Source organism: Enterococcus silesiacus, assembly GCF_001886225.1.
Taxonomy (GTDB): Bacteria; Bacillota; Bacilli; order Lactobacillales; family Enterococcaceae; genus Enterococcus_L; species Enterococcus_L silesiacus.
Window position 1 is genome coordinate 1 of record NZ_JXLC01000008.1, and the last position, 23,038, is coordinate 23,038.

Below are 23,038 nucleotides of genomic sequence, written 5' to 3' on the forward strand. Positions count from 1 at the left end.
ATTTCCACCAACACAATATATTATAGAACCAGAAGTTATTCTATTTTAAACGTTGATTATGCCTAGTAAAAAAAAGAAAGTGATGCAAAACTGGAAATCAGTTTTGTATCACTTTCTTCATTTTATTGATCTGTTAGTGTATTTGTTTGAGCAACTGTTTTAAACCAATGACCCGATTTTTTGATTGTCTTGATTTGCGTATGGATATTGGTAGAGATAAAGCCATAGCGGTTCTTATAGGCATTCGCCCAAGACCAACAATCGATTGGTGTCCACAAATGGTAGCCAAAACAATTCGAGCCTTCTTCGATCCCTTGATGGACCCACTCTAAATGTTCCCGAATAAAACCAATCCGATAGTCGTCTTCAACAACACCTGCATCATTCATAAATCGCTCCTCGCCTGAAATTCCCATCCCATTTTCAGAAACAAACCATGGAATATTATTATAATTGTCACGAATATTGATGGCAATATCGTACAATGCTTTGGGATAAATTTCCCAACCACGATCAATATTCATTCGGCGACCTGGCATATTGTATTCATCAAAATAACGATTCGGTAGCCATGCACCAACACTATTTGGCGCTACATCTGGTGCTTTCACACGATTTGGATGATAGAAATTAACACCTAGAACATCGATCGTATTTTCTTTGATCAAGGCTAATTCTTCTAGCGTGCTTTCCCAAAGAACTCCGTCTTTGATAAATAAATCGACTAACTCTTGTGGAAATTCTCCGTGGACTGCTGTATCTAAAAACATCCGATTGTTAAATAACTCAGCAATATTCGCCGCAGCTAAGTCTTCGGGGGAATCAGAAGCAGGGTAGGTTGGCGTTAGATTTAAAATAATCCCGATTCTTCCACCTTCATTTTGCAGACCCATTTTTCTGAAAGCTTGGATTGCTTTTGCCGAAGCTAGGTTTAAGTTGTAAGCTACTTGCACTGCTTTTTTACCGTCCACGATTTTGGGATAATGGAATTGGTGTAAGTACTCACCTTCGACGACAACAATCGGTTCATTGTGGGTAAACCAATCTTTCACTCGATCACCAAATAATTCAAAGCATTTTTCTGCAAATTTCACGTATAAATCCACAACATGCTTCGATTCCCAGCCGCCATACTTATGGAATAACTCCACAGGTAAGTCAAAATGATGCAAGTTCATTACAGGTCGAATTCCGGCTGCAATAAACTCATCAATCACTGCATTGTAAAAACGAACCGCATCTTCATTGACCGTTCCAGTTTCAAAATCATCGATCAAACGTGTCCATTGAATAGAAGTCCGTACACTATTCAACCCAACTTCCTTCATCAAGGCAATATCCTCTTTAAAACTATTATAAAAATTCGACGTTACATCTGGCCCTACTTGATCATAAAAATCTGTTGGTTCGATTTCATACCAATAATCGAACATATTTGCATGTTTTTTATTAAAACGTCCTTCACTTTGCGGACCTGATGTCGCAGCGCCCCACCAAAAGTCTTCTTTAAATATTCTTTGCATGACTGTCCCTACTTTCATCGACTTGTTTTTCAATTATCGTATTCACCAATATTATAAAGCTAATACCTCTAAATGTCTATACTTTTAATATATAAGGTATGCAAAAAAATAAAGTGGCTAGGACATAACTCTGCGAGTCACATCCTAGCCACATAAAATCCGGATAAACGGTGGGAGCAGGAGCAACTCTTTCGGAAATAAGTTGAACACTCCTGTCCCAACCTCTTCACATTCTCCCCCTAATAAACGGCGGAAGTAGAAGCAAACCGACTATATAGTCAACTGCTTATGCTCATTATAATAACTTTTATATGCTAAATAAGTCGCAATAACCGAACCAATACTTGTTGCGGAAAGCAACATAAAGGTCACCATAATTTGATATTTTATAGCATGTACTGGATCGACTCCAGCAAAAATCAAACCTGACATCATTCCAGGTAGACTGACAATCCCAACTGTTTTAGCAGAATCGATCGTTGGTGCCATCCCTGTTCGGATGCTTGCTCTAACAATTGATCGTGAAGCTAGCTTGATATCCGCTCCTAAAGCTAGTTTTTCAAGAACGGCTTGGCGTTGATCATGAAACAAGCTGTCCATATTTCTATAACATAATCCAATTGCAATCATCGAATTACTTGCGATCATTCCACTGATTGGAATAATCTGAGAAGGGATAAAACGAATCGCACCTGATAAAACCAATATAGCAATCGTCACCCCTGTACTACAAGAGATTGCCAAGAATGAAATCCAAAAGCCGTTCTTCAGATGATTACTACGTTTTCCAGCATTCAGCGCTGCATTGATAATAATGATTCCAGCCATTACCAACGTTAAAATCTTATTGTCAATTTGGAATACATATTTAAGAAGATAACCAACTAAAACGAGTTGAATAATCGCTCGACAAACACTAATCATGATATCTTTAGTAAAGCCCAATTTCTCCTTATAACTGATCAATAGCGCCACCACGACCAACATTCCAGCAAATAAAAGTGATAGATCATTGACTGCTAAATTCATTAGGCTTCCTCCAATCTGCCAGCTACAATTTTTTTGACAATCGCTGATTGGGCAATTTCTTGTGCATCATGAGTCACTCGGATCAATGTAATGCCTTTCTCTTGATTCAATTGCAACAGCCATTGATTGACGATTGCTTTGCTTTCTTCATCCAATCCTGCCGTTACCTCGTCTAAAAGCAGGACTTCTGGTAAAAATATCACATTACGAATCAATGCCACCCGCTGTTTTTCTCCACCCGATAATTCGGTGATTTTTTTATCGAGATAGCTTTTAGGAAGTTTTACTTCCTTTAATAACTCTAGTATGTGACTCTTTTGAAAATCTTTTTTGCGAACCTCATAAGGAAACATAAAATTGTCTCGTACGGTTTCACCAAATAAGGATGGTTGCTGAAAACAGTATGACACTTTCATACGGTAATTTTCTGGTGCAAGCGCCATGATATCCTGATCATTCAGGAGAACTTTTCCTTTAGTTGGTGTCAATAAAGAAGCTAGTAACTTAAGTAAGGTGCTTTTCCCACTGCCAGAGGGTCCGGTAATAGTGGTGTGGCTTCCTTTGTCAAAAGAGATTGTAATATCGCTTAGAATCGTTTGCTCTTCTATTTGAAAAGATATATGTTCAGTTTTTAACAAGCTTATTCATTCCTTTATTTGTGGATTTTTGAAAGGTCCAATAACTTCTTATTTTTTAATATACTTTTTTCTATTTGAAGTTCTTTCTGACTACCTTGCCATAACGATAATTCAACTAAAATTTTTTCAGGATACTTTTTACTTATATCCCTTAGAGCGTTGCCACATGATTTTCTAACATATTCACTGTCATCATTTCTAAGTGATGATAATAAATGAATGGCACTATCAGGATTATCTTTAAAATAAGGGCGATTCGTCCAAATTCTCAACCCCTCTGAGACGGCTCTTCTAGTATTATAATGGTCAAAGTTTAACCATTCTTTGATCGTCTCCAGCGCTTCTTCATAGCCAATTTCTTTACAAAAATTATCGAATGCCATCCCTACTATTTCTTGTACTCGCCAATTGTCATCTTTTGAAACATTATTTTTCAAAAAGTTTAGCACATCACTATTTTTGGCTGCGAGCTTTCCAAACAGAAAAACAGCGAACATTCTTATTTGATAGATCTCAGACAAATATAACTTAAATGCTACATCCTCTAATTCCTTTTCCGTCAGCTTCTTTTCAAGTGAATCAGCTAAACGTTCCATTGGTTTAAACCCATTAGGAATTTTTGCAATTTCATTCAGCTCTTCTTCTAAATTCAATTTATGCTCCTTTCACTTCTCTAATCCTTTTCAAAAGCATCCTAGTATTATTTGGAACAATTCTTGCACTGAATATTAATCAAACTGAGAGAGGCTTCCTAAGTATCCTCTATAATTATTATTCACACCAGACGTTTTGGCGATGCTATTCATTTTATTGATCACTTGATTTTGTTCTTCGGTAAATGTCAGTTTTTCAGTCAGATTTTTGAAATAGATATAATTAACTAGCCTAGACATCAAAAAATCTTCATTTACATCTTTATCCAATTTTTTGTAAACCTTCAACAAAACTTCTTTTAACTCCAAATAACTTTCTCCCTGTTCATTTCCTAAGCTATTGTACAATTCATGAACTAATTTCTTAGATTCTTTATTCATTATAACCCTCCTAATTTAAAAGCGAAGCGGACTGACTTGCTCAACTCTTTTTTCCCGAAGAGCCAGTCCGTAAAGCTGGATAACTTTATTATTTTTTAGAAAGTTATTTCCTAAAAAAATTCTTTTCTTTTAGATATTTAAGATTGGTCATTTGCCACTTAGAAGTCAGCACGACTTGAGGCGTCTTTACTACCACTTTTGCATCATTGTATTTAAAAATGATTTTTGTCTGCATTAGTCCGTTTTTATATTCAAACTCTGTAATATCTTTATGTTCCAAATAGGAAATATTTTCTGTAAAATCGCCTGACAAACTTAGACCCACAAGAATAATTTCTCCCTCAGTAAAAAACACAAGTAAGTTCTTCATATCTGCTACAGCACCAGCTTGAAATACCATATACTTCCAAAACTTCGGCTCAACATAACCAAAAATAAAATTCTTATCATCAATCAATATTATATCCGTCTCTTTTACAAACGCCATAATATTGTCTAATTTCATTGCTTGATTCATTCTTTCTCCTCCTATTGGCTACACTTTTTCTTTTTTGAGTATCTGTTTAACGTTTTTGATCCACTATTTAACCTTTGCTGCTCCTTTTTTGAAAATGACCTTCCCTATTCCATTCATAACTATCAACAAGAAAATGCTTTAGTTCTGCGAATGATACCTTACTGAATGATTTATTCGGTAACTTCCCCCATATCAACGATTTATCCATAATTTGATTTTCTTCTATCTTACTTATTTCAAAATCGGGACAAACGCTTAGCCATTCAATAATCTTCTTTTCATTATCCATCGCTTAGTCCCCTTTCCGTTTCTTTTTAAGAATTATTATCTATTTTTTAAAAATTTTCTTGCTCTTTATTTTATATCGAGATACAGTAAGACTATCGAAGCTTCGAAATATGACGTCATAGTAACTAAACAATGAATGGAGACTTATTTATGAACTATACTATTAAAAATATTCCCACTCAACAATTTGCTTATATGCGCCGTACTGGGGCTTATGGTAATGAAAATTACAGGTTGATGGCAACCTTCAAAGAGTGGGCACAAAATGAACAGTTATTTGAAAAGAACACTGTTCTTTATGGTGTTGCTAGAGATAATCCTAAAACCACTTTACCAGATAAATGTAGGTATGATGTTGGTATTCCTATCCTATCAACCTTTTCTGACTCTACACATGTAAATATCGGCTCTTTGTTTTCTGGTGGTAAGTATGCACTATTTCAAATTGAGCACACTGCTGAAGGAGTTAAACAGTTTTGGATGACTTTTGAAAAAGAAATCCAACAACAAAATATCACTTACAATACAGCAAAATCAATTCTAGAAAGATATGATACGAATTTAATAGAAAATGGATACTGTGAAATGTGTGTTCCTATAGATTAATATAACAAAAGTACACAACGTTTAGGAGATGGATTTCTTTATTTTATTCCTCTCCTAAATCTGTAATTTTTTGAAAAATCGTCAGTCAGCATTTTTCAAAAAAGACAAGTTATTAACATATCACGTTCTTATTTTACTTTTGATTCTTTTAAGATCAGTATAAAATTTTTATTATTTCTGATACTTACCTTTAAGATATACAGTTGTACCAAAGAAAAGAATTGCTATACCTAAATAATTTTCTAATTTTAATAATAGAAGAAAAACAATAAGAGCTACAATTAGAAACCACGGGTGTTTCATCATTACTAAATAAGTTATCCTTTCTTGTCTGTTCTGATTCGCAGGCTGTATATTCAATTTCCCCAATATGGATTATGGAATCCAATTAAATAATGCAGCGTTAAAAAAATAAACCAAGTCATAATTAGAGTTATTATGACAGTTCTAAAGATTTTATTTCCTCCTTTTATAAATAAACACATAAATATGATGATGTAAGGTACGCTATAATTTAAAAATATATCACTAAAAGAAATATCATATTTTTTATTAACCCAAAAACTTATAGGAACTACATTGATTAATACTAAATAGAAAACTACTTTTGATTTAGTAATCATTAAATCACTATTTTTCATATCTCATACACCTTCTTTTCGGGACTGATACTTTTGAGAATCGGTTGTTTGGAACGGTCTACTCTTACCAGATGCCCCCGTCTCGATATCTCTTTGATTATAGTGTACACTCACCTTTAACTAAAGTATACAGAGGTTCACGAATCAACCATATCGGTTAATCAAAAAAAAGAACCCCGATTTAACGGCGGTTCAATTTAGTGAACGTCATAATCCCTTATATACCTTCTCTGTGACAATGAAGCAAAATAAAAAAATTAGGGTCTTAACCTCTCTCCATCTTCCCAAGAAACAATTAATCGATTCAATCTTCTTAACCTAGTTTCTTCTTTTTTAGCACTCATTACCCACCAAATAGAATCTCTTTTGTAAGACGGCGAGAGCTGATTAAAAAATTTCCAAGCACTTGGATTTTTTCTAATTTCATCCTCGTATTCTTTCGTTAGAGTAGCGTTCCTATGGCCTAAAGAATAACCTGTTTGATCCTTTCTTTGATTGAAAACAGCCAATCCCTCAGGTCTCATTTGATTGAGCGCTATCAGTTTGTACACCTTTTGCACATTGACTTTACTCCAGAGACTATTAGGCTTACGTGGCGTAAAACGAATTTTATAGCGATCTTCATCAACTGTTTTTCGTATCCCATCAACCCAACCAAACGACAATGCGCAATCTACTGATTCGGACCAAGTGAGACTTGCTTTATTTGTCTTTTTCTTAAAAAAAACTACCCAAAGTTCGCTAGCCGTTTGGTGATGCATAGCCAACCAATCAATAAATTCTGTTTGATTCCTAAAAAATAGGGCTTCACTCATTTACCTAGCCATTCTAAAATCATTTGATTGAGCTCAGCAGGTCTTTCTTCTTGAATCCAATGACCCGCGTCTAAACTTTTAATGTCTATATTTGGTACAAAGTCTTTGATGTTTGGAAGTGGTGGAATAATATCTTTTTCACCATAAACCATTAATGTTGGCTGATGAAGAATAGGTGATACATCCGCTAATAAATGCCAATTACGATTTAAATTTCGGTACCAATTGATGCTTGGAGTGAAACCTGTCTTATTGAAGCCTGTGATATAAACAGATAGATCTTCATCACTCATAACAGGTTCACCTAAGGGCTTGCTTGCTTTAGCCAGATTAATCATTTCCATCCCTTCCGCAGGACCTTGGGCTGGCGTGTTTTTCCGATATAAATTCTGAAGAAATTGGGATGTATTTTCGTCTAAAATAGCATCTGCAACACCTGGTTGTTTGTTAAAATGAACAAAATAGTAATCATCTCCAAAAAATTCTTCCATGAAATCAATCCAAGGTTTCTCTCCACGAACTTGGTAGGGCAAGCATAAGTTAATCATTTTCCGAACACGTTCTGGATGTAGCAAAGCCATGCTCCAAACAACGCTTGCGCCCCAATCATGTCCCATAAAAATAGCATCTTTGTACCCATAGTGATCCAACAACGCTACAAGATCTCCCGTTAAATGTTCAATATCATATTTTGTAACTTCTTTTGGACAAGAAGATTCTCCATATCCGCGTTGATTAGGAATGATTACGTGATAACCTGCTTCTACAAGAGGCGTCACTTGATGCCTCCAAGAATAGGCGTGCTCAGGCCAGCCGTGGCAGAGAACGATAGGTCGCCCCCCATTTTTTTGTCCCGCTTCAAAAACCTCTAGCTCCACACCGTTAACTGAGATAAGTGTTGGTGTTGGAAATTCATAATTGTTTGTCATTTAACATCCTCCTAAATATAAAAGCGTAGCAGACTCGTTCAGTTCTGAAAGAAAAATAGGAAAATCTGAGGGTGACGTTTTTTGTCACAATCAGAATTTATCTTTTTTCTGAAGACTTAGCCTGCGAAGCTAGATAATGAAAATAAAACTGTCTTACAAAAACAATAGTATCATGAAGGTTTGACAACAGTCTGTCAGGTTTGAGAAACTCGTTTAATGATATTTTTCAGCCATCAATTTAAGTTTGGAGGCAATCTCTTGACGCATTTCTTCTGGCGCTAAGATCTCTATATGCTCTCCAAAACTAAATATGAGTGAGAACAACCATTCTTTTTCGGGGAATGTCGCTGTAACAAGAAGTTCACCTGTTTCTAACACCTCAATATCTTCTTTATTAAAAACATCCTCTACCCGAGACTTCATTTGAGGGGAAATTTTTAAGACAATTGTTGTCATTCTTGTTTGCTCATTTAATAATGCCGTAATTTCGTGATAGGATTTTTCTCGACGTTCAAATGATTGATTCTCAATGTGATAATCACTGATACGGGAAACTCTAAAGGTTCTGAAATCTTCTTTTAAAAGACAATAAGCAAATAAATACCAAGTATAATTTTTAAATACGAGCGACATAGGTTCAACTTGTCTTTTGCTGACGATATTATCATAATTTCTATAACCAATAGTCAGTAAATTAGTCTGCGCAATAGCTTTTCTTATCGTCTTAACCAATGCTTTTTGATTTGGTGAGTCGCCATAAGGATGTAAATCAATGATGATTTGTTCCATATGTAGCTTTAGATAATCTGTCTGATTTTTAGGAATGATATTTTCTAGTTTTTCTATGGATGATTCTAGCTCAATGTCGTCAACTGTGACATTAATATCTTTTAGAACAGAAAGCAGGGAGGATAGGTTATTAAGAGTCAGGACTTGATGATTTAATTTATAACTCTCATAAATGCTGAACCCACCATTGTTCCCAGAATGGGAAATAATGGGAATGCCAGCCAGATTGATTGTTTCAATATCTCGGTAAATAGTCCGGACCGACACTTCAAATTTCTCAGCCAATTCATTTGCTGTTACACGATTTCTATTAAGTAACATCACAATGATTGTTAGCATACGCTCTATTTTCATCTTGTTCTCCTTAAAAATATTTTTCTTTATTATGTAGTAAGTGCAATTAAACAAATGTTTTATATTAGAGTTGTTAGGAGCTGTCCTGATTGTTTAAATAATTTTTTTGGAACAAATTAACCAAAAAAATAGCCATTTCAGCTTGAGTAGATTGCTTCAATAGACCCGTGTTTAAACTATTGTTATAGTAACAACAGCGCTACTCCTATCGTTCCTCCAGTAATTATGAAGCTCAGTAGGATTAATATAACACTTTTAAAGCTGCTGTTGCAAAATTTTTTCAATAGGAACGATTGAAGAAGTATTACCTATTCTTTTACGGACCATCGATATTCTTTTTCGATCAAATCAAACTTATCTATTTGCTCTTTCGTTGCAGAAATATAGCTAAAATCATTTTTTTCAATTAAGTAGGGACTACAAAATATTTGATCGGTAGATTCTTTCAAGAAAATAGAAACAAGTCCACCAACAGCGAACATATCATCCCAATGCGGCACTATTTTATAAACATTCCCATTTTTATAAAGATAATCTCCTAATTTATGATTTTGTCGCATTCTCTTACACCACCTCTATTGATCTTTTTAGGTTCATAGTTTTTTTTAGTTTAGTCAGGAGCTAAAACTTAAAATCCATCCGCTTCTAACATTTTTTTCTTAGCCTTCTTTTTAATCAAATAAAAAATACTCAAAAATACCAAATAACATACTGGCACTATTAACCAGGACATATATATAAATAATCCAAATCCCATCTTAAATCCCTCATTCGATTTAGCAAACAGAAATGAATAAATACAACTCCAATCTACTACAAAATTAATCAATCCAGCTATGATTCCCGTTAAGTATAAGCTCAGTCCAAAAGTTAACTTCCAACTTAGCCTATTAGTTAAATAGTATATTAAAAAGTGCGTTACTCCTATTTTTACAAAAACAAAAACTGGCATTAGCAAAAAAATCATATTAAAGCCTCCTTCAATACTGAGCCTTTTTGGGAAATCACGAACTTTATTCGTCTCGGTATTTCGCATATCTACAGTAAAATTCGAATAATTTTCAGATTCAGGCCCTTTCACTGTTCGGATTCATCATTTTTATGACTTTCTTTCTTTGATTTCTTCTTACTGTCAAAAACCCCTGTAGCTCCCATTGCCACTCCTATAGCTATTCCTAAGGCTAAGTTATCAAAAATTATACCAAATGCTACACCCAAACACATACCAATAGCTATAGAATCACTCTTTTCTTTTTTCATTGTTTTCTCCTTTCTGATTGTAAAAAATCTAATTAATAAATTCTGGATTTGTAATTACCCATTCTTTTTGGAAAACGCATATTTTTTTAAGCTGCTTTATTCAAATTTTTAAAGTCATTAGTAGTTATAGAATAAGCATCCGCTTCTAGATATTCTCTGAATTATTTGTCCTTTAACTCGAATGAAAGCATGAAATTGTTAATACTCCCATTTCTATTTACTGATACAAACGAAAGTAGCTGAGAGCCATTTCACTATAACAGCCTACACTTTCATAATCTATTTCATATTCTGATTCTTTTTAGGAATATCAGATATATAATCATATATATCTGTCTTGTCAAGTCCCGCCATACGTGCAAAATCATCAATTTCATCCCTTACATTTTGCGCCTTACAAGACTCATCTCCCAATTTCCCTGTTCCTTCACCAGCAATATATTGTTCTGTGGTAGTTAAATCTCCCCACTTTTTTTGCCCTTTTTCATCGCCGATATTGTATACTTGTTGCATTTTTTCTTTAATCGTTATATTTAATTGTTCAATATACATACCACTTATTCCATTTTCATTTAATTCAGCTAATCTTTTTTTTGAATCTTCTATTCTTATTTTACTTCGGTCATTACGTCCATATATTAAATAATCGTAATAATATTGTTCAGTTTCTTGTTCTGCTTTCTTATTTTCAGCTTTTCTATATACTATACTACCTATCGAACCTAACACAAATAATGATAGAAAAACTGTAACTACTACTGTCCGACTGGTCACTTTCATTTCACTTCTCCTTAATTATTGCTCATTACTAGAACTACCTTCAGTATTTCGTAAATAACTATTTCAGAAAATAATTTTTCAACTTATTTAACCAGTTTATTTGCACTGTCTTATTTTCCTGATAGTCTTCATATTTTTCTTCCCACTCTTTAAGCGATGGGTAATAAATAAAAGTAACCATAGGAATTCTTTTCACCTTACTATTTATCGAACAACGAGTCATATTACATTCATGAAAATTGTTTTCTTTTGTTTTCCAAGCGATCCTATCTTTTCCATCGAATCTTAGAACCCAAACGACATTATTTCCTTGAATATGAGGAAAATAATTTTTTTCTATTAACTCTAAAAAGAGTTCTAGAAATGTAGTATGTTCACTTATTTTATGTGTGCTTTTATGACTTGTAACATCATCCCCCATACATACACTCTGTCTATCAATTTTAATTTCCATATTGGCTCCTTATTTTATTTATCCTTTTTGGTAATAATTTCACTTTGTTTTTAGATTGTCCCTAGCATTAGAAAACTGATTTGTTATTTCGTCAAATTCACTTCGTATCCCTAGAGTTTGGGCTGTATAAGGAGGAGAATCTCCCCAAGAACCCATCCCACCAAATATTTGAGTTTTTGCTATTACTTGTTTCGCTTTGTCTTGATCATTTAAATCTGAATCCAAAATTTCCAATGCATTCTCAAACATTTTTGTAAAGCCCGGATAGTCTAGCCTTTTGGATAGATACTTGATTTTTAATAATGGCAATCTAAAATCGGTCAACGCTTTTTTTAATTTTTTACTTTCCTTTTCTCTTTGAATTTTTCCAAACAAAAACAACCACACAAATCCTTCACTCCTTCTTATCCTTTTTGGCATAATTTACTATTAATAATGTTCAAAATAGTTTTTAAACGAAGAAAATGTTCCTCCATTAATTTTTATTTCATAAAGTTTACCCCATATCTCTACTTTTTCAATATCCGCATTATTAACAATCCGGTCTATTTCAATATCGGGGTGATTCTTTTTTAAATAGAAAGTAGCTACACCTCTTTTTCTATCTGAAAGATCTTGTACTTCTAATTCTGATAAGTCCATATATGAAGAATCATGATTGATATTTGCTATAAATGAAAACCCTAATTTTAATTTAGGTAGATCGTCTTTATTTACTATGCAAAAATCAACTGTCGGAAATGGCATTCCAGTTTCTTCAAATTTGTACGTATATCCTTATTTTTCCATGTTTCTGGAAGCCTTCACATTTTAACTGTACATTTCATTATTTTCCATTCTTTCCTCCTTCTGTGCTAATCCTTTTTGAATGAAGATTTTTCAAAATCTTTTCTTAAAATTCCAGCCGTATTCTCCTGATAAGCATATTCCATAAGTGAATAATATAAATCGGTATTTTTTTCATTACTATCTAAATTGTCTAAACATTTTATTGCAAAGTTCTGAATGTCCTTTGTAGTAATACCTATTTTATCCATCAACATTTCATTTAAAAATGACAAACCCATCACTTGAATTTCTAACTCTCGAATTCTATCTTCCAAAATTTGTTTCCTCCAATTTTCATCCTTTTTGGGAAACTCTACAATTCAGATATCCCAATCAATTCTATTAAACGCTATTTGAAAGCGAGCGAACTCACTCAATAATTCATACTGTTCTTTTTCACTTAGCTTATTGAATGCATTTATAACTTTTTTTGGTTTCAATTCTTCTGAAATAATTTCACACAATTCAGATATTGCAAAGAAAGGTTGTTTATCAAAATGTAGTGACGTTTCAAATAAATAGTCATGAACTACAACTTGATTCTTGTTTAGATCTATCCATTTTTTTTCGGTACTGTCTAGTAAGCTATATGCCAGTTTTTCTAAAACTTCATATTGTTCTTTTATAGACAAATTTCTGTAAGCATTATTAATAAGTTTGTTTCCAAACCCTATAATAATATTGTAATGAAAATTATTGAGTATAAAGTAAATAGAATACTCTCTGTTTTCTAAGACCGATTCTCGTAAATAATCAACCACAATTGACTGATTTTTGTTTAAGGATTCGTTTTCCATTCTGACTCCTCCTACTGATCCTTTTTGGGACACTATAAACTGAACTTATAAGTCAAATAACTAACAAGAATGCATAACCCATATAAACTACCGACTATAAGAACAGGGTAAAGAATATCTTTTATTCTAATTTCCCCCGACTTAATGGCATTGTAACCTATAACAATTAATTGAACTAAGTATGCTAACATCGATATTAAGTTTAAAAAGTTCCATCTAATATTAAACCCCATACTTAAAATCAAACTGAGAACATTTACAATCCACCCAAAAAAGAAATATTTATATTTTAGTAATTTACTTATAAACTTTTCCATAAAAACATCCTCTCCTAACTAATTGATCCATCCTTTTTAGGAACTCAATTTTGTTATCACTATAAACTGTAAATGTTGTTTCACACTCTTTACAATACTGTTTCCCTTAAACATTTAATAAGTCTTCAGTTTCCATTCTATTTACCTTCTTTTTGATCATTTTTGGATCTCACGCATGTAGCTATCGATCTTTTTTGAGAATCCCAAAAATTACTTTCATATAAACTTAACCTAAAACAGAATGATTCTAAATTGAAACTTCTAGACAAAAAACAAGTTCATTTTCTAGTACCTCTCCAGTTTTAAAAAAGTTGAACGATTCATATAAGGAAATAGCCTTTTTATTTTCAGATCCAGTACTGAGAAAAATCTTTTGACAATTAAAGCAATCAACCATTTCAGATATAATAAGAGGAATGACTTTCTTACCGATTCCTTTACCTTGATAACGATAATCAACCATAAGACGACAGAGTTCATAGCGTTCATTTTCTTTGTCGAACCCATACATCGTAAAACCAACAGATTCTCCATCATATATAATACCTTTAGTAATCCAACTTTCTTCAAAATAAGACTGTACGAGAGAATATGCATTTGAGGATACAAAGTTTGCTCCTACATCTCCTGGGTACATGGAACAAAATATATCCCAATTTTTTTTATCAATATTTACTAATTTTAGTGAAGACAAATTTGACACATCCTTTTTATGAATTTAGTTTATCATCCTTTTTAAGAACTAAGTTAATTTCACTATTTTTTGAAGTATGTTCGAAAAAATCAGATAGTCTTTCTTATCATATATCTTTATTTTATAGTGGTCTTTTGAATTCTTATCTGTAGTACTAATACAATAATAAGGTTCCGACTTATTGGTCAAAGAACGATAAGTATTAGGGTCTTCATATCCATTAAGTTTGAATATTGTATTATTTATCTTCATTTCTTTAATGGTCATTCCAAAACACTTAATTGTAATGATTCCTTCTTTGAGTATGATTTGACTGGATAGTTGCCACCAAATAAGAATCATTAAAAAATTGGCAAGCAGAATAAATAAAACGATTGCCTCAAAATTCAACAGTTCATTTCTGTATACAAAGAAAAATCCTCCTACTAAAATCACTAAAGTAAAAATTGCTTTCACATACCTATAAAATCCATACTTAAATATTTTTATCATGTTTTCCCCCTTCAGTTATTGATCTATTTTTTTGTTAATAAACCTACCAATCCTTTTTGACGTTTAATTCGGCATTTTCAGTTCGGACATTGTCCTGGCGTGATCAATTGTTCGCTTCTTAATGTATTTTACTTGGTGGATATCACACTTCAACTGGACAAAATAAGTCGTTTTCCCGAACGATCCTTATTAAGAATTTCAATTTATTTTACATTTAGCTAACCAAAATTTATTATACTGATACAAACTTACTTATATCAAAGGTTTGAATAAGTTAATGAGAATTATTGTAAGTCAGTTTGTAAGCTTATTTTGTTAGCTAATTTCACAAAAAAGTGCTATAATAACAATGAAAAGAGAGATATGCGCTAACATACCTCTCTTATGTAGAACCGTTTAAGACGGTAGCATTGGTTAATTAATCATTAGAAATGATCGCTAACTTGCCAAAGTTAATGAGCGGTCATTTCTTTTTGTCGTTTTTTAGCAAGTCCACAATCAATTTAATCAAAGTAATGGTAAACATACCAAAACTTAGAATCAACTGAATTGCTTCTGATGCGGACAAAAGGCTTTCTCCTTTCATAGATTTCAGCACTTATTCTCATAAGCACCACCACCCTTCGGAAGTAGCCACCGTCATAACTTTCCTACACTGATTAGTATATCATACTTGAGTTTATTTCTTTCACTTTTCCTAGTACCCTTTTAGTAAAAATTGTTACTTTCTATTTATCCTTTTTGAAACAACGTCTCTAGTTCATTTAGAACTCTTCTATAGACTCTTTTAGGTATTTATCTCTATACCTTTGTTGATATAGCTCTCAACTTTTTTAACACCTTCGTTTATTCCCAAGGTAGTAAAATGAAATACTTCAGTGTTTGTGTAAATTACTAGTTTAGTGCTTGATCGTGAACTTCCTTTTGAGCTTCCTCTTGAACCTACACCATAACTCAATTCTGCCTTAACTCTACGTATTTTATTCATCTGAATTATAATTTCGTCATTATCAATCAAAATCTTTATCCCATTTGTGTATTTAGTTATTACAACTTCTTTCAAAAATAACTTTTCATAAATTATCTCAGATAAATATATTGCTCCTACAAAATAAATTGTTCCAAATAGAATTAGCAGCACTTCACCATCCAGATTAATGCTAGCGCTATTAATTATCTCTATTCCAAATAGAAATACAAAGATAAATGTAAGAACTAAAAAGATTCTTACTAACATTTTTTTAAATTTTGAACTAGAGTAGTTAAACTTTCCTTTCATTAAAACTTTTGCTTTTTTGTCCACTCTTTCTATCTGCCTTTCCATGTTTTAGGGATAAGTAAATAGAGTAGAGATCATTTTTATCCTAAACTGATTTTGAGCAACTCTATTGAACATTTTACTTATTTATATTTAACAAAATCAATATACAAAGAACTACCTTTCAATCAATGTTCAACTGGTACCTTTATTATTAAAAAATCTTTTTCAGAATAGGTACCTCTCAATAAACTTTGAGGATAATAATATTTAAATGTAAGATAATCTACTTTGCTTGCTAACTGTTTGGTTTTGACTGAAAATGTCATAGTATTTGTTTCACCTTTATTTACATCTTTATCGTTCTGTCTACCACCAAAATTTACTAGCTCGTCTTTATTATCAGTTATTTTCGAGTTACTTAAAAGAGTCCATCTCATCCCATATGGTTCTGGGTAACTAATATTCTCATAAGTTATTTCTAACAGAAGCTCATGCTCACTTTCTTTTGTAAGAGTAGCCTCTGTTTTAAAGTTAATCATACTGCTACTTGCTTTCGTAATAGTAAATGCAACTAATGGCTGATTTGATTTTGTTATGACAACTCGCTCATTTATGCCATATTCCTTTTTTTCTGTTGCTAAATCGTGTTTTTCTACCAGCTGATCTTTTTTTATTTCTTCCTCTACACTAGATAGTTTAGTTCTATATTCTTCTAATTGCCTCTGATCACTACAACCTGTTATCACAAAAAAAAGGATGCTAAATGCTATAAAAATATATTTTTGTATGTGCAATTTATCTATTCCTCCTCATATTGTATTGTTTCTCTTTTAATAATATCAATTTATATGGAAGAATGCGACTAAATAAAAACATAGTGTCCACAAAAAATAGCTTTTTGTGGACACTACAATTATTTTCCTATACGTCTTTCACTTATCCAATTACTTTCAATGTAGCAAAAAAGCTAGCGACTGATTGAATAATAGAAGTACCTGTTGTAGCTACAGTTGTTCCAAAACCAACACCTGATGCTACGACAAAGCCACCACATAACGCTAATCCTGTTAAACCAATGAAACCTGCAACTTTTAATTGTGCATCTACTCGTTTCATAGATTCTTGAATCCGATCAACATCCGCATTCATACCAGGTGGTAATTTACTTGGATCGACAAAGATTCCTAGAGTAACTTGATAATCACATGGTACGTCTTGACCATCAATATTCCCAGCTACATAACTTCCTGTAAAATAAATTTCCATTCCTACTTCAGTAAACGAATCAGCTTTAAATCGCACTTGGATTTCTCCTTCATTTGCGATATCTGCTAACTGATTAATTGTTTCCACCAATGAATCATCGGCACCCACAATATCCAATGCATTTTGAAGTTCTTCTAATTTTTTGGCAAATTTAATCTCTGGTTTCCCATTTTTAATAACGAATTTTGCATCTGCATCGCCACTACTTGAAATTTTATTTTCTAATTTCAAAGTCATCTTAATTTGCCCAAAATAAACAGTATGCTCAATCTCTGATTTAAAATCAAGTCCTACAACCTTACGAAAAGCCTTTAATCGATTAGCAATTTCATTAGCAATTTCTGCTCCTTTGGCGTCTTTGGTTTCTGATGATACACCCTGTTTGTCGACATTTTGTGGTGCATTAAACGTACTCTGCCCAACATCAAATAAACCAGACATCGCTACTTTATCCAACGGAATTCCTTGTAGCTCGTACTCATGATATTGATCAAACGACCAATTTCTTGGCATTTTATAGCCTAAATTTGCACTAAAGCCTGAAGACATATCTGAAACAAAACAATTTGTGATTTGAACGATCTGGTCGGTCACTTGTGCACATACATTTCTTGGTGCATATAACGAAACTTTATACTCTGGATAATTTTGACGCATAGAATCAACTACATCTCTTAGATAAGCAATAATATACGGAATTTCATCACCTAAGACATCAAAATCACATGCAAAATAGATGATTGTATGATCTTTGAATCCTAATGATTTTGCTGCAGCTCCTGCTAAACGGGCATCTGTCCATCCCTGACCTGCTTTTTTAAAGTAGTCTAAATACCAACCGCCATCTTGATAAATTGGAAAAATTTTAAAATTATTTTTCTTTAGTAGATTTATTTCGCTCACTGTTAAGTTTTTAGGTCGTTCTTCTGCATCAACTCCAACGGTCCCTGTTAAATATCTACCAATCGTGTTATATCCGGCATTTTTTAGTATATCTACATGTGCTTGTTTTAGAATTTGCATCGAAGTATCACATGCTTTAGTTGGTCGTTCAGTATCTCCAGTCGTCGCTAGCAACGCCTTTATTACTGGCATATCTGCACTTCCTCGCTCCACATCTCCGATCTTCATAAATTTTCTAAAGTTACGAACTGCTTCTGCAACCTGTTGAGTAAATATTCCGTCAAAAGGCCCTTTGTATTCGTCATTTACATATAATGCATACTGTAACAACTTGATATTCGCTTTATTTGGATGTCCGACGTTAATCGTAGGACAGCCCACTGTTGTGCTAGGTCCAAAATAACCATTTGCAAAACCAACAAACATGCCCATTTCACATTGTAAACCATAAATAATCGCTTGGTTTGTATCCCTTTGATAAATTCCATCACATGGAAGTAAGCCAAAATATTCATTATAGTTTCTATTTAATTCTTGTTGCATCAATCGGATCTTCGGATCTCCAATTAGATCAAAAGCACTCATATCCAATAAAGCTTTCATTAACATTGCTGTTAAATAACCATCTGGTTTTAATCCTGCCTTTTCTTGAAATTCTGAAACAGCATCCTTTGTATACTTAGTATATTTACCATCTAGTGGATCATTACCAGTAACTCCTGGAATAATCCCTTTACACCAAAATCCACCCTGTAAAATTTTAACAATATTTACTTTTGGGGTACCACCATCTCTAAAGGTAGGTTCTACTTTTTCTTTAAAATATCTTTCTGTTGTAGGTCCGAAATTATCAGAGGTTGCTGTGATACCCATTTCTTGTTGCAATGCTCTTCTTAAAGCATAAATTGTACGCCATCCAGATTTACCATCTTGAGGCACCATGCCTGTTTCAAAAGAATAAGTTTTGTTTAACCATTTTTGTGTTTCAAAAACCATTTGATCCATGTATATCCTTCTTTCTCATTATAATTTTTATATTACTGCGCAATAATATAAATTGAGTATAACGAGAACACTATCATCAAACCTATTCATTCTCTCACAAAAATCTCCCATAATGCATAACCGGTACCTAATCAATATAAAAAGCTCCTTAAAAACAGGAGCCCAAAAATGATTATAATTTATTAGATGGATTAAATATTAATAATTTGATACGCCTGCCATTGAACATTAGCACTTCCGTAATACGTATACATCGTGTTTATACCTGAGAAGTATTGATATGAATCTGCTGATAGAAAATTACCTGCATATCCACCTGAAAACGTGCGTACTGCTTGCTGCGCAGTACCAACCATTGCTGAATCGTAACCTGAATAATACCGTAGATATGGACCATTGGCTGTAGATTGATAAACTGTATTTAGAGAATTCCATCCAGCACTTCTTGAAAAATGCCCTTCTGCATGTCCACCGTGTCTTAATCCCACATAATTAAAAGAAGAAGTAATCCCTCTGGGTGATATTTTGTTACTATCTTCAGGTTTTTCTGTTTCTAATATCTTTTTAGCTGTTTCAACCGTTATAGAATTTGGATCTGTCTCACTGTTAACGATAGTTAACAAGTTTTTTCTTAATCCAAATTCTCCTACCGTAGCTTCACCATAAATAAACGTTCCATTTTCTAACCTTACAACTTTATCTGTATCTTTTAATCCTGGAAAAAAGAAATCTTCTGTTGGTCTTTGGGCTACTTTCGTGGGTTCTTTATACTCCGCAGCTTCCGTTAGAGTATTTGAAAGAAACAGACCTGGACTCAATAATAGAACTAATAATATTTTTTTCATTTTTAAGCTCCTTTTTTTTTATTTATATAAATTTATTGACTGTACTTTTCAGACAATTCATTTATTTCATCTTTATGAATTTCAATCAATACCTTTAGGTCGTAAATAGTTATGCCTTTTGGATAAGTTGAAGTGTCTATCTTTCTTTTATTAGACCCTTCCGCTTTAAAATCAATCTGACCACTTAGAACTTCTCCATACGAAGTAACAACAACTCGATCCGAATCATCATGAAATTGATCTAGCAGATTTACAATTTCAGAAGCATTGGGGCCTTTAAAAGTATTATAAAGTTGCTCACCATTTATATTTTTAAAATCAACGATCGAGTCATTTTCTTCGATACTACTACTTTCAGGTACCGAGTCACTACTCGAATTGATATTTGATGCCTCTTCACTAATCATAACTTTATCTGAACTTTTAGTATATGCATTATCTTTACTGAGAACAAAAGTTGATCCTAACAATACAGTTGATACAGTGACTACTAAAAAGCCTACTATTTTACCTTTCATATTGAACCTCTCCTCTAGTAAATTTCAAACTCTTACTAACATAAAGTATACCATATGCCAACAATTAGAACAATTGGTAAATTTATTTGTATCTTTCAACAAAATACAATTAGCTTATATTTAAAATTAACGCTAGAAAACTAATGGCATCAGCTCCAGGTAGATTAAATTTTTCCTATACTCTATTATGGTTGTATTAATCAAAGAAATTCGCTACAATTCAGATAATTTAATACCTTCGTTTCGAAATTTGTGAACTTGATATTGTTCGTTGTTCTTTCATATCGTTATATGGCTCCTATGTCAAGAGTCATTATTCCATTAGAAGCCATTTTTTTACTGGCTCATATAGATTTTTCTCTTTCCTTTCTCACATCTCCAAAAATTTTCGTTATTTCAACCCCTAAAAGCAATGTCACTTTTTTGTAAAAAACGCAAAAGTAACATCACTTACTATTTAGTTTTGGAATATCAAATCCTGCTCGATCTTGTATAGCAAGTAACTCTAATCCAATAGCCATAATTTTAGATTCGCTTTTTCCGTATTTATTAGTTAAGTAAGACAATTCACTCTGTAATTTTGGATTCAAATTTGACTGTACACATTTATTTCCTTTTTTTATAGCCATCATTTCATCTCCCAAAAATATAGGTCATTTTTCACACGGTCAATCCAATCACACAGGATATCTTTATATTTTTGTGCAAATATCTAGACAAACAAAAGAACCACCAGTAATGCTAGCTCATTCTAACGTTAATTATTTAATAGTCTGTTCTCAATACGTTGTAATGCATTCTTGTAGTAATTATTATTTAGTTCAAAACCAACCTTTTTGTGGATATAAAATTCTAATCATTCTTTTTCTCCTTTCCCAAAAACCGTCGTTAAAAAAACACCATATTAACAGTCCTAATCAATCACTAATTTAAAACTCAAAAAAAGCCAACCTCAATCAAGAAGTTGACCTTTACAAATTAATACCCAAACTTGATCTGCATCCTATTTGGATCTTGAATCGTTATGTGCTCATTTGCCAAAACGTATTCAACAGCAGTTTCAGCAAGCTGTTGAACAAATGACTGAAACGCATCTCTGGAAGGTAACTGAAATGTATACCATGCCAACCCCAACTGATTCTCACCAATTAAAGCCACATGCTCACCATTCCAAGTATTCGTCCCAATATGATGATGATACTCACCTGCCGCGAAGAATTTAGCCCGTCTGCCAAAATTAGATTTCAACGAAAAACCAAGCTGTTCGTAAAACTTCTCGGTCTCCTCTAAATCTGCGACCTGTAAATGTACATGACCAATTCTTGATCCAGGCGCCATACCTAACCACTGACCATCAGCTTCTGCGACAACTCCATCTCCATCCAACTCTTCCGTCACACCAATGATTTCTCCATCTGCCCGAATATCCCATTCAGTCATCGGTTTATCCCGATAGATTTCAATGCCATTACCTTCAGGATCAGTCAGATAGATTGCTTCACTGTAGCCATGATCAGCAGCACCAACTTCAACATTGTTTTGCATCAGCCATAATAAGCTATTGCCTAAATCTTTACGAGTAGGTAAGAGAAAAGCGGTATGATACAATCCAGTCGTATTGTTTTTAACCACAGGATCAGCAAGTTCTTCCAGAACCATGATTGCTTCAGAAGAATGTTGTGCACCTAAGAAAGCTGTATTTTGTTCTTTTTTCAGTAAAACAAGTCCAATCATCTGCGTGTAAAATTCAGTCATTACATCCAGATTTTTTACTTTTAATTTAACTTGTTTTACAATCATTTCTTTAGGTAATCTGTATACCATACTCTTTTCCTCCATTGCTCGTTATTAGTTAAATTCTAAGAAACGTGCGCTATCTTCCATATATTCTTTTTCGCCAGCTGGCGCTTCGATTGAACCAAAAACAAGTTGTGCTCTTAATTTCCATTGGCTTGGAATAGACCATTCTTTAGCTACAGCTTCATCGATTACTGGATTGTAATGTTGTAAGTTTGCACCAATATTTTTTTGAGCTAAGGCAGTCCAAACGTTGGCTTGAGTCAAACCACTTGCTTGTTCTGACCAGACTGGGAAGTTATCCGCATATAATTCAAATTGTTCTTGTAGATTTTTTACGATATCCATATCTTCAAAGAAAAGCAATGTACCCGTTCCTGCTGCAAAGCTTTGTAATTTAGCTTGTGTATTTGGGAAAGCTTCTGCAGGTGTTAAAGGTTTCAAGGCTTCTTCTGTCATTGACCATAATTTTTTATGTGCATCGCCGAATAAGAAAACTACACGTTGAGTTTGTGAGTTAAAAGATGATGGACTTTCTCTAACGATCTCTTTCACTAACGCTGTGATTTCTTCTTGTGATTGTGGTAAGTTATCTCCTAAAGCGTAGATTGAACGGCGTTTTTTTAATGCTTGGATAAATTCTGTCATGTGTATTGCT

General features: G+C 33.2%; 32 protein-coding genes. 1 reads left to right on the plus strand and 31 read right to left on the minus strand.

All coding sequences use genetic code 11. The features are described 5' to 3' along the window. Positions 1–122: 122 nt before the first annotated feature. The 7 genes from RV15_RS06990 to RV15_RS07020 form a co-directional block, all read right to left on the minus strand. Positions 123–1,523: a glycoside hydrolase family 1 protein gene (locus tag RV15_RS06990; RefSeq protein ID WP_071877342.1), complete on the minus strand. Its 1,401-nt coding sequence runs from the start codon at positions 1,521–1,523 to the stop codon at positions 123–125. A 270-nt stretch (positions 1,524–1,793) separates the two neighbouring features. Continuing rightward, on the minus strand, positions 1,794–2,552 hold the full coding sequence (locus RV15_RS06995) for an ABC transporter permease (RefSeq protein WP_071877343.1): 759 nt from the start codon (positions 2,550–2,552) through the stop codon (positions 1,794–1,796). Further along, the gene (locus tag RV15_RS07000; protein ID WP_083429125.1) at positions 2,552–3,190 is read right to left on the minus strand and encodes an ABC transporter ATP-binding protein; all 639 of its coding nucleotides are present in this window, start codon (positions 3,188–3,190) and stop codon (positions 2,552–2,554) included. The genes RV15_RS06995 and RV15_RS07000 overlap by 1 nt, the downstream gene beginning before the upstream one ends. 14 nt (positions 3,191–3,204) lie before the next feature. Further along, positions 3,205–3,843, minus strand: a complete 639-nt coding sequence (locus RV15_RS07005; RefSeq protein WP_071877345.1) for a DNA alkylation repair protein — start codon at positions 3,841–3,843, stop codon at positions 3,205–3,207. Between the two features lie 75 nt (positions 3,844–3,918). Beyond that, complete coding sequence (locus tag RV15_RS07010) at positions 3,919–4,224, minus strand: bacteriocin immunity protein (RefSeq protein WP_071877346.1); 306 nt, start codon at positions 4,222–4,224, stop codon at positions 3,919–3,921. A 103-nt stretch (positions 4,225–4,327) separates the two neighbouring features. Beyond that, positions 4,328–4,741: a PH domain-containing protein gene (locus RV15_RS07015; RefSeq protein ID WP_071877347.1), complete on the minus strand. Its 414-nt coding sequence runs from the start codon at positions 4,739–4,741 to the stop codon at positions 4,328–4,330. 67 nt (positions 4,742–4,808) lie between these two features. Next, complete coding sequence (locus RV15_RS07020) at positions 4,809–5,030, minus strand: hypothetical protein (RefSeq protein ID WP_071877348.1); 222 nt, start codon at positions 5,028–5,030, stop codon at positions 4,809–4,811. Positions 5,031–5,179: 149 nt separating this feature from the next. Here RV15_RS07020 and RV15_RS07025 point away from each other — a divergent pair, with 149 nt between their 5' ends. Continuing rightward, positions 5,180–5,635, plus strand: coding sequence for an AraC family transcriptional regulator (locus RV15_RS07025; protein WP_071877349.1), 456 nt, complete (start codon positions 5,180–5,182; stop codon positions 5,633–5,635). Positions 5,636–5,991: 356 nt separating this feature from the next. Here the strand turns inward: RV15_RS07025 and RV15_RS07035 are convergent, their stop codons facing one another. From RV15_RS07035 to RV15_RS07155, 24 genes are all read right to left on the minus strand, one after another. Continuing rightward, complete coding sequence (locus RV15_RS07035) at positions 5,992–6,276, minus strand: hypothetical protein (protein WP_071877351.1); 285 nt, start codon at positions 6,274–6,276, stop codon at positions 5,992–5,994. Between the two features lie 257 nt (positions 6,277–6,533). Continuing rightward, positions 6,534–7,091: a YdeI/OmpD-associated family protein gene (locus RV15_RS07040; protein WP_071877352.1), complete on the minus strand. Its 558-nt coding sequence runs from the start codon at positions 7,089–7,091 to the stop codon at positions 6,534–6,536. Next, positions 7,088–8,020, minus strand: coding sequence for an alpha/beta fold hydrolase (locus RV15_RS07045; RefSeq protein ID WP_071877353.1), 933 nt, complete (start codon positions 8,018–8,020; stop codon positions 7,088–7,090). Before RV15_RS07045 ends, RV15_RS07040 begins: the two co-directional genes overlap by 4 nt. A 213-nt stretch (positions 8,021–8,233) precedes the next feature. Further along, entirely contained in the window at positions 8,234–9,163 is a 930-nt protein-coding gene (locus RV15_RS07050) for a helix-turn-helix transcriptional regulator (RefSeq protein WP_071877354.1), read from the minus strand. Between the two features lie 308 nt (positions 9,164–9,471). Then, complete coding sequence (locus RV15_RS07055) at positions 9,472–9,723, minus strand: hypothetical protein (protein WP_071877355.1); 252 nt, start codon at positions 9,721–9,723, stop codon at positions 9,472–9,474. Positions 9,724–9,791: 68 nt separating this feature from the next. Continuing rightward, a complete protein-coding gene (locus RV15_RS07060) occupies positions 9,792–10,244 on the minus strand; it encodes a hypothetical protein (protein WP_217265805.1) in 453 nt (150 codons plus the stop codon). After that, positions 10,241–10,423: a glycine zipper domain-containing protein gene (locus RV15_RS07065; protein WP_071877357.1), complete on the minus strand. Its 183-nt coding sequence runs from the start codon at positions 10,421–10,423 to the stop codon at positions 10,241–10,243. Before RV15_RS07065 ends, RV15_RS07060 begins: the two co-directional genes overlap by 4 nt. A gap of 279 nt (positions 10,424–10,702) precedes the next feature. After that, positions 10,703–11,203: a hypothetical protein gene (locus RV15_RS07070; RefSeq protein WP_071877358.1), complete on the minus strand. Its 501-nt coding sequence runs from the start codon at positions 11,201–11,203 to the stop codon at positions 10,703–10,705. Between the two features lie 58 nt (positions 11,204–11,261). Then, a complete protein-coding gene (locus RV15_RS07075; protein ID WP_071877359.1) occupies positions 11,262–11,657 on the minus strand; it encodes a hypothetical protein in 396 nt (131 codons plus the stop codon). Between the two features lie 39 nt (positions 11,658–11,696). Continuing rightward, the gene (locus RV15_RS07080) at positions 11,697–12,032 is read right to left on the minus strand and encodes a hypothetical protein (RefSeq protein ID WP_217265806.1); all 336 of its coding nucleotides are present in this window, start codon (positions 12,030–12,032) and stop codon (positions 11,697–11,699) included. 54 nt (positions 12,033–12,086) lie between these two features. Continuing rightward, the gene (locus RV15_RS07085; protein ID WP_071877361.1) at positions 12,087–12,404 is read right to left on the minus strand and encodes a hypothetical protein; all 318 of its coding nucleotides are present in this window, start codon (positions 12,402–12,404) and stop codon (positions 12,087–12,089) included. A gap of 107 nt (positions 12,405–12,511) precedes the next feature. Beyond that, on the minus strand, positions 12,512–12,760 hold the full coding sequence (locus RV15_RS07090; RefSeq protein ID WP_071877362.1) for a hypothetical protein: 249 nt from the start codon (positions 12,758–12,760) through the stop codon (positions 12,512–12,514). A 45-nt stretch (positions 12,761–12,805) separates the two neighbouring features. Next, positions 12,806–13,282 carry a hypothetical protein gene (locus RV15_RS07095; RefSeq protein ID WP_071877363.1) on the minus strand — a complete coding sequence of 159 codons (477 nt, stop codon included), beginning with the start codon at positions 13,280–13,282 and terminating at the stop codon, positions 12,806–12,808. Between the two features lie 564 nt (positions 13,283–13,846). Beyond that, positions 13,847–14,293 carry a GNAT family N-acetyltransferase gene (locus RV15_RS07105; RefSeq protein WP_083429126.1) on the minus strand — a complete coding sequence of 149 codons (447 nt, stop codon included), beginning with the start codon at positions 14,291–14,293 and terminating at the stop codon, positions 13,847–13,849. 48 nt (positions 14,294–14,341) lie between these two features. Beyond that, the gene (locus tag RV15_RS07110) at positions 14,342–14,785 is read right to left on the minus strand and encodes a hypothetical protein (RefSeq protein ID WP_071877365.1); all 444 of its coding nucleotides are present in this window, start codon (positions 14,783–14,785) and stop codon (positions 14,342–14,344) included. Between the two features lie 463 nt (positions 14,786–15,248). Continuing rightward, positions 15,249–15,353: a putative holin-like toxin gene (locus RV15_RS07115; RefSeq protein ID WP_425429272.1), complete on the minus strand. Its 105-nt coding sequence runs from the start codon at positions 15,351–15,353 to the stop codon at positions 15,249–15,251. Between the two features lie 219 nt (positions 15,354–15,572). Then, entirely contained in the window at positions 15,573–16,088 is a 516-nt protein-coding gene (locus tag RV15_RS07120) for a hypothetical protein (protein ID WP_071877367.1), read from the minus strand. Positions 16,089–16,231: 143 nt separating this feature from the next. After that, complete coding sequence (locus tag RV15_RS07125; RefSeq protein ID WP_071877368.1) at positions 16,232–16,840, minus strand: hypothetical protein; 609 nt, start codon at positions 16,838–16,840, stop codon at positions 16,232–16,234. Between the two features lie 142 nt (positions 16,841–16,982). Further along, positions 16,983–19,220: a glycoside hydrolase domain-containing protein gene (locus tag RV15_RS07130; protein WP_071877369.1), complete on the minus strand. Its 2,238-nt coding sequence runs from the start codon at positions 19,218–19,220 to the stop codon at positions 16,983–16,985. Positions 19,221–19,411: 191 nt separating this feature from the next. Next, positions 19,412–20,065: a hypothetical protein gene (locus tag RV15_RS07135; protein WP_071877370.1), complete on the minus strand. Its 654-nt coding sequence runs from the start codon at positions 20,063–20,065 to the stop codon at positions 19,412–19,414. Between the two features lie 32 nt (positions 20,066–20,097). Further along, complete coding sequence (locus tag RV15_RS07140) at positions 20,098–20,583, minus strand: hypothetical protein (protein ID WP_071877371.1); 486 nt, start codon at positions 20,581–20,583, stop codon at positions 20,098–20,100. A gap of 446 nt (positions 20,584–21,029) precedes the next feature. Then, positions 21,030–21,212 carry a hypothetical protein gene (locus RV15_RS07145; RefSeq protein ID WP_071877372.1) on the minus strand — a complete coding sequence of 61 codons (183 nt, stop codon included), beginning with the start codon at positions 21,210–21,212 and terminating at the stop codon, positions 21,030–21,032. A gap of 349 nt (positions 21,213–21,561) precedes the next feature. Beyond that, complete coding sequence (locus tag RV15_RS07150) at positions 21,562–22,407, minus strand: VOC family protein (protein ID WP_071877373.1); 846 nt, start codon at positions 22,405–22,407, stop codon at positions 21,562–21,564. 24 nt (positions 22,408–22,431) lie between these two features. Beyond that, on the minus strand, positions 22,432–23,028 hold the full coding sequence (locus RV15_RS07155; RefSeq protein ID WP_071877374.1) for a nitroreductase family protein: 597 nt from the start codon (positions 23,026–23,028) through the stop codon (positions 22,432–22,434). Positions 23,029–23,038: the final 10 nt, after the last annotated feature.

Bases quoted from the DNA above. Each gene is read 5' to 3' on its own strand.
- RV15_RS06990 (WP_071877342.1), bottom strand. From the start codon at position 1,523: ATGCAAAGAATATTTAAAGAAGACTTTTGGTGGGGCGCTGCGACATCA.
- RV15_RS06995 (WP_071877343.1), bottom strand. From the start codon at position 2,552: ATGAATTTAGCAGTCAATGATCTATCACTTTTATTTGCTGGAATGTTG.
- RV15_RS07010 (WP_071877346.1), bottom strand. From the start codon at position 4,224: ATGAATAAAGAATCTAAGAAATTAGTTCATGAATTGTACAATAGCTTA.
- RV15_RS07015 (WP_071877347.1), bottom strand. From the start codon at position 4,741: ATGAATCAAGCAATGAAATTAGACAATATTATGGCGTTTGTAAAAGAG.
- RV15_RS07020 (WP_071877348.1), bottom strand. From the start codon at position 5,030: ATGGATAATGAAAAGAAGATTATTGAATGGCTAAGCGTTTGTCCCGAT.
- RV15_RS07025 (WP_071877349.1), top strand. From the start codon at position 5,180: ATGAACTATACTATTAAAAATATTCCCACTCAACAATTTGCTTATATG.
- RV15_RS07035 (WP_071877351.1), bottom strand. From the start codon at position 6,276: ATGAAAAATAGTGATTTAATGATTACTAAATCAAAAGTAGTTTTCTAT.
- RV15_RS07040 (WP_071877352.1), bottom strand. From the start codon at position 7,091: ATGAGTGAAGCCCTATTTTTTAGGAATCAAACAGAATTTATTGATTGG.
- RV15_RS07045 (WP_071877353.1), bottom strand. From the start codon at position 8,020: ATGACAAACAATTATGAATTTCCAACACCAACACTTATCTCAGTTAAC.
- RV15_RS07050 (WP_071877354.1), bottom strand. From the start codon at position 9,163: ATGAAAATAGAGCGTATGCTAACAATCATTGTGATGTTACTTAATAGA.
- RV15_RS07055 (WP_071877355.1), bottom strand. From the start codon at position 9,723: ATGCGACAAAATCATAAATTAGGAGATTATCTTTATAAAAATGGGAAT.
- RV15_RS07065 (WP_071877357.1), bottom strand. From the start codon at position 10,423: ATGAAAAAAGAAAAGAGTGATTCTATAGCTATTGGTATGTGTTTGGGT.
- RV15_RS07070 (WP_071877358.1), bottom strand. From the start codon at position 11,203: ATGAAAGTGACCAGTCGGACAGTAGTAGTTACAGTTTTTCTATCATTA.
- RV15_RS07075 (WP_071877359.1), bottom strand. From the start codon at position 11,657: ATGGAAATTAAAATTGATAGACAGAGTGTATGTATGGGGGATGATGTT.
- RV15_RS07085 (WP_071877361.1), bottom strand. From the start codon at position 12,404: ATGCCATTTCCGACAGTTGATTTTTGCATAGTAAATAAAGACGATCTA.
- RV15_RS07095 (WP_071877363.1), bottom strand. From the start codon at position 13,282: ATGGAAAACGAATCCTTAAACAAAAATCAGTCAATTGTGGTTGATTAT.
- RV15_RS07110 (WP_071877365.1), bottom strand. From the start codon at position 14,785: ATGATAAAAATATTTAAGTATGGATTTTATAGGTATGTGAAAGCAATT.
- RV15_RS07130 (WP_071877369.1), bottom strand. From the start codon at position 19,220: ATGGATCAAATGGTTTTTGAAACACAAAAATGGTTAAACAAAACTTAT.
- RV15_RS07135 (WP_071877370.1), bottom strand. From the start codon at position 20,065: ATGAAAAAAATATTATTAGTTCTATTATTGAGTCCAGGTCTGTTTCTT.
- RV15_RS07140 (WP_071877371.1), bottom strand. From the start codon at position 20,583: ATGAAAGGTAAAATAGTAGGCTTTTTAGTAGTCACTGTATCAACTGTA.
- RV15_RS07145 (WP_071877372.1), bottom strand. From the start codon at position 21,212: ATGGCTATAAAAAAAGGAAATAAATGTGTACAGTCAAATTTGAATCCA.
- RV15_RS07150 (WP_071877373.1), bottom strand. From the start codon at position 22,407: ATGGTATACAGATTACCTAAAGAAATGATTGTAAAACAAGTTAAATTA.
- RV15_RS07155 (WP_071877374.1), bottom strand. From the start codon at position 23,028: ATGACAGAATTTATCCAAGCATTAAAAAAACGCCGTTCAATCTACGCT.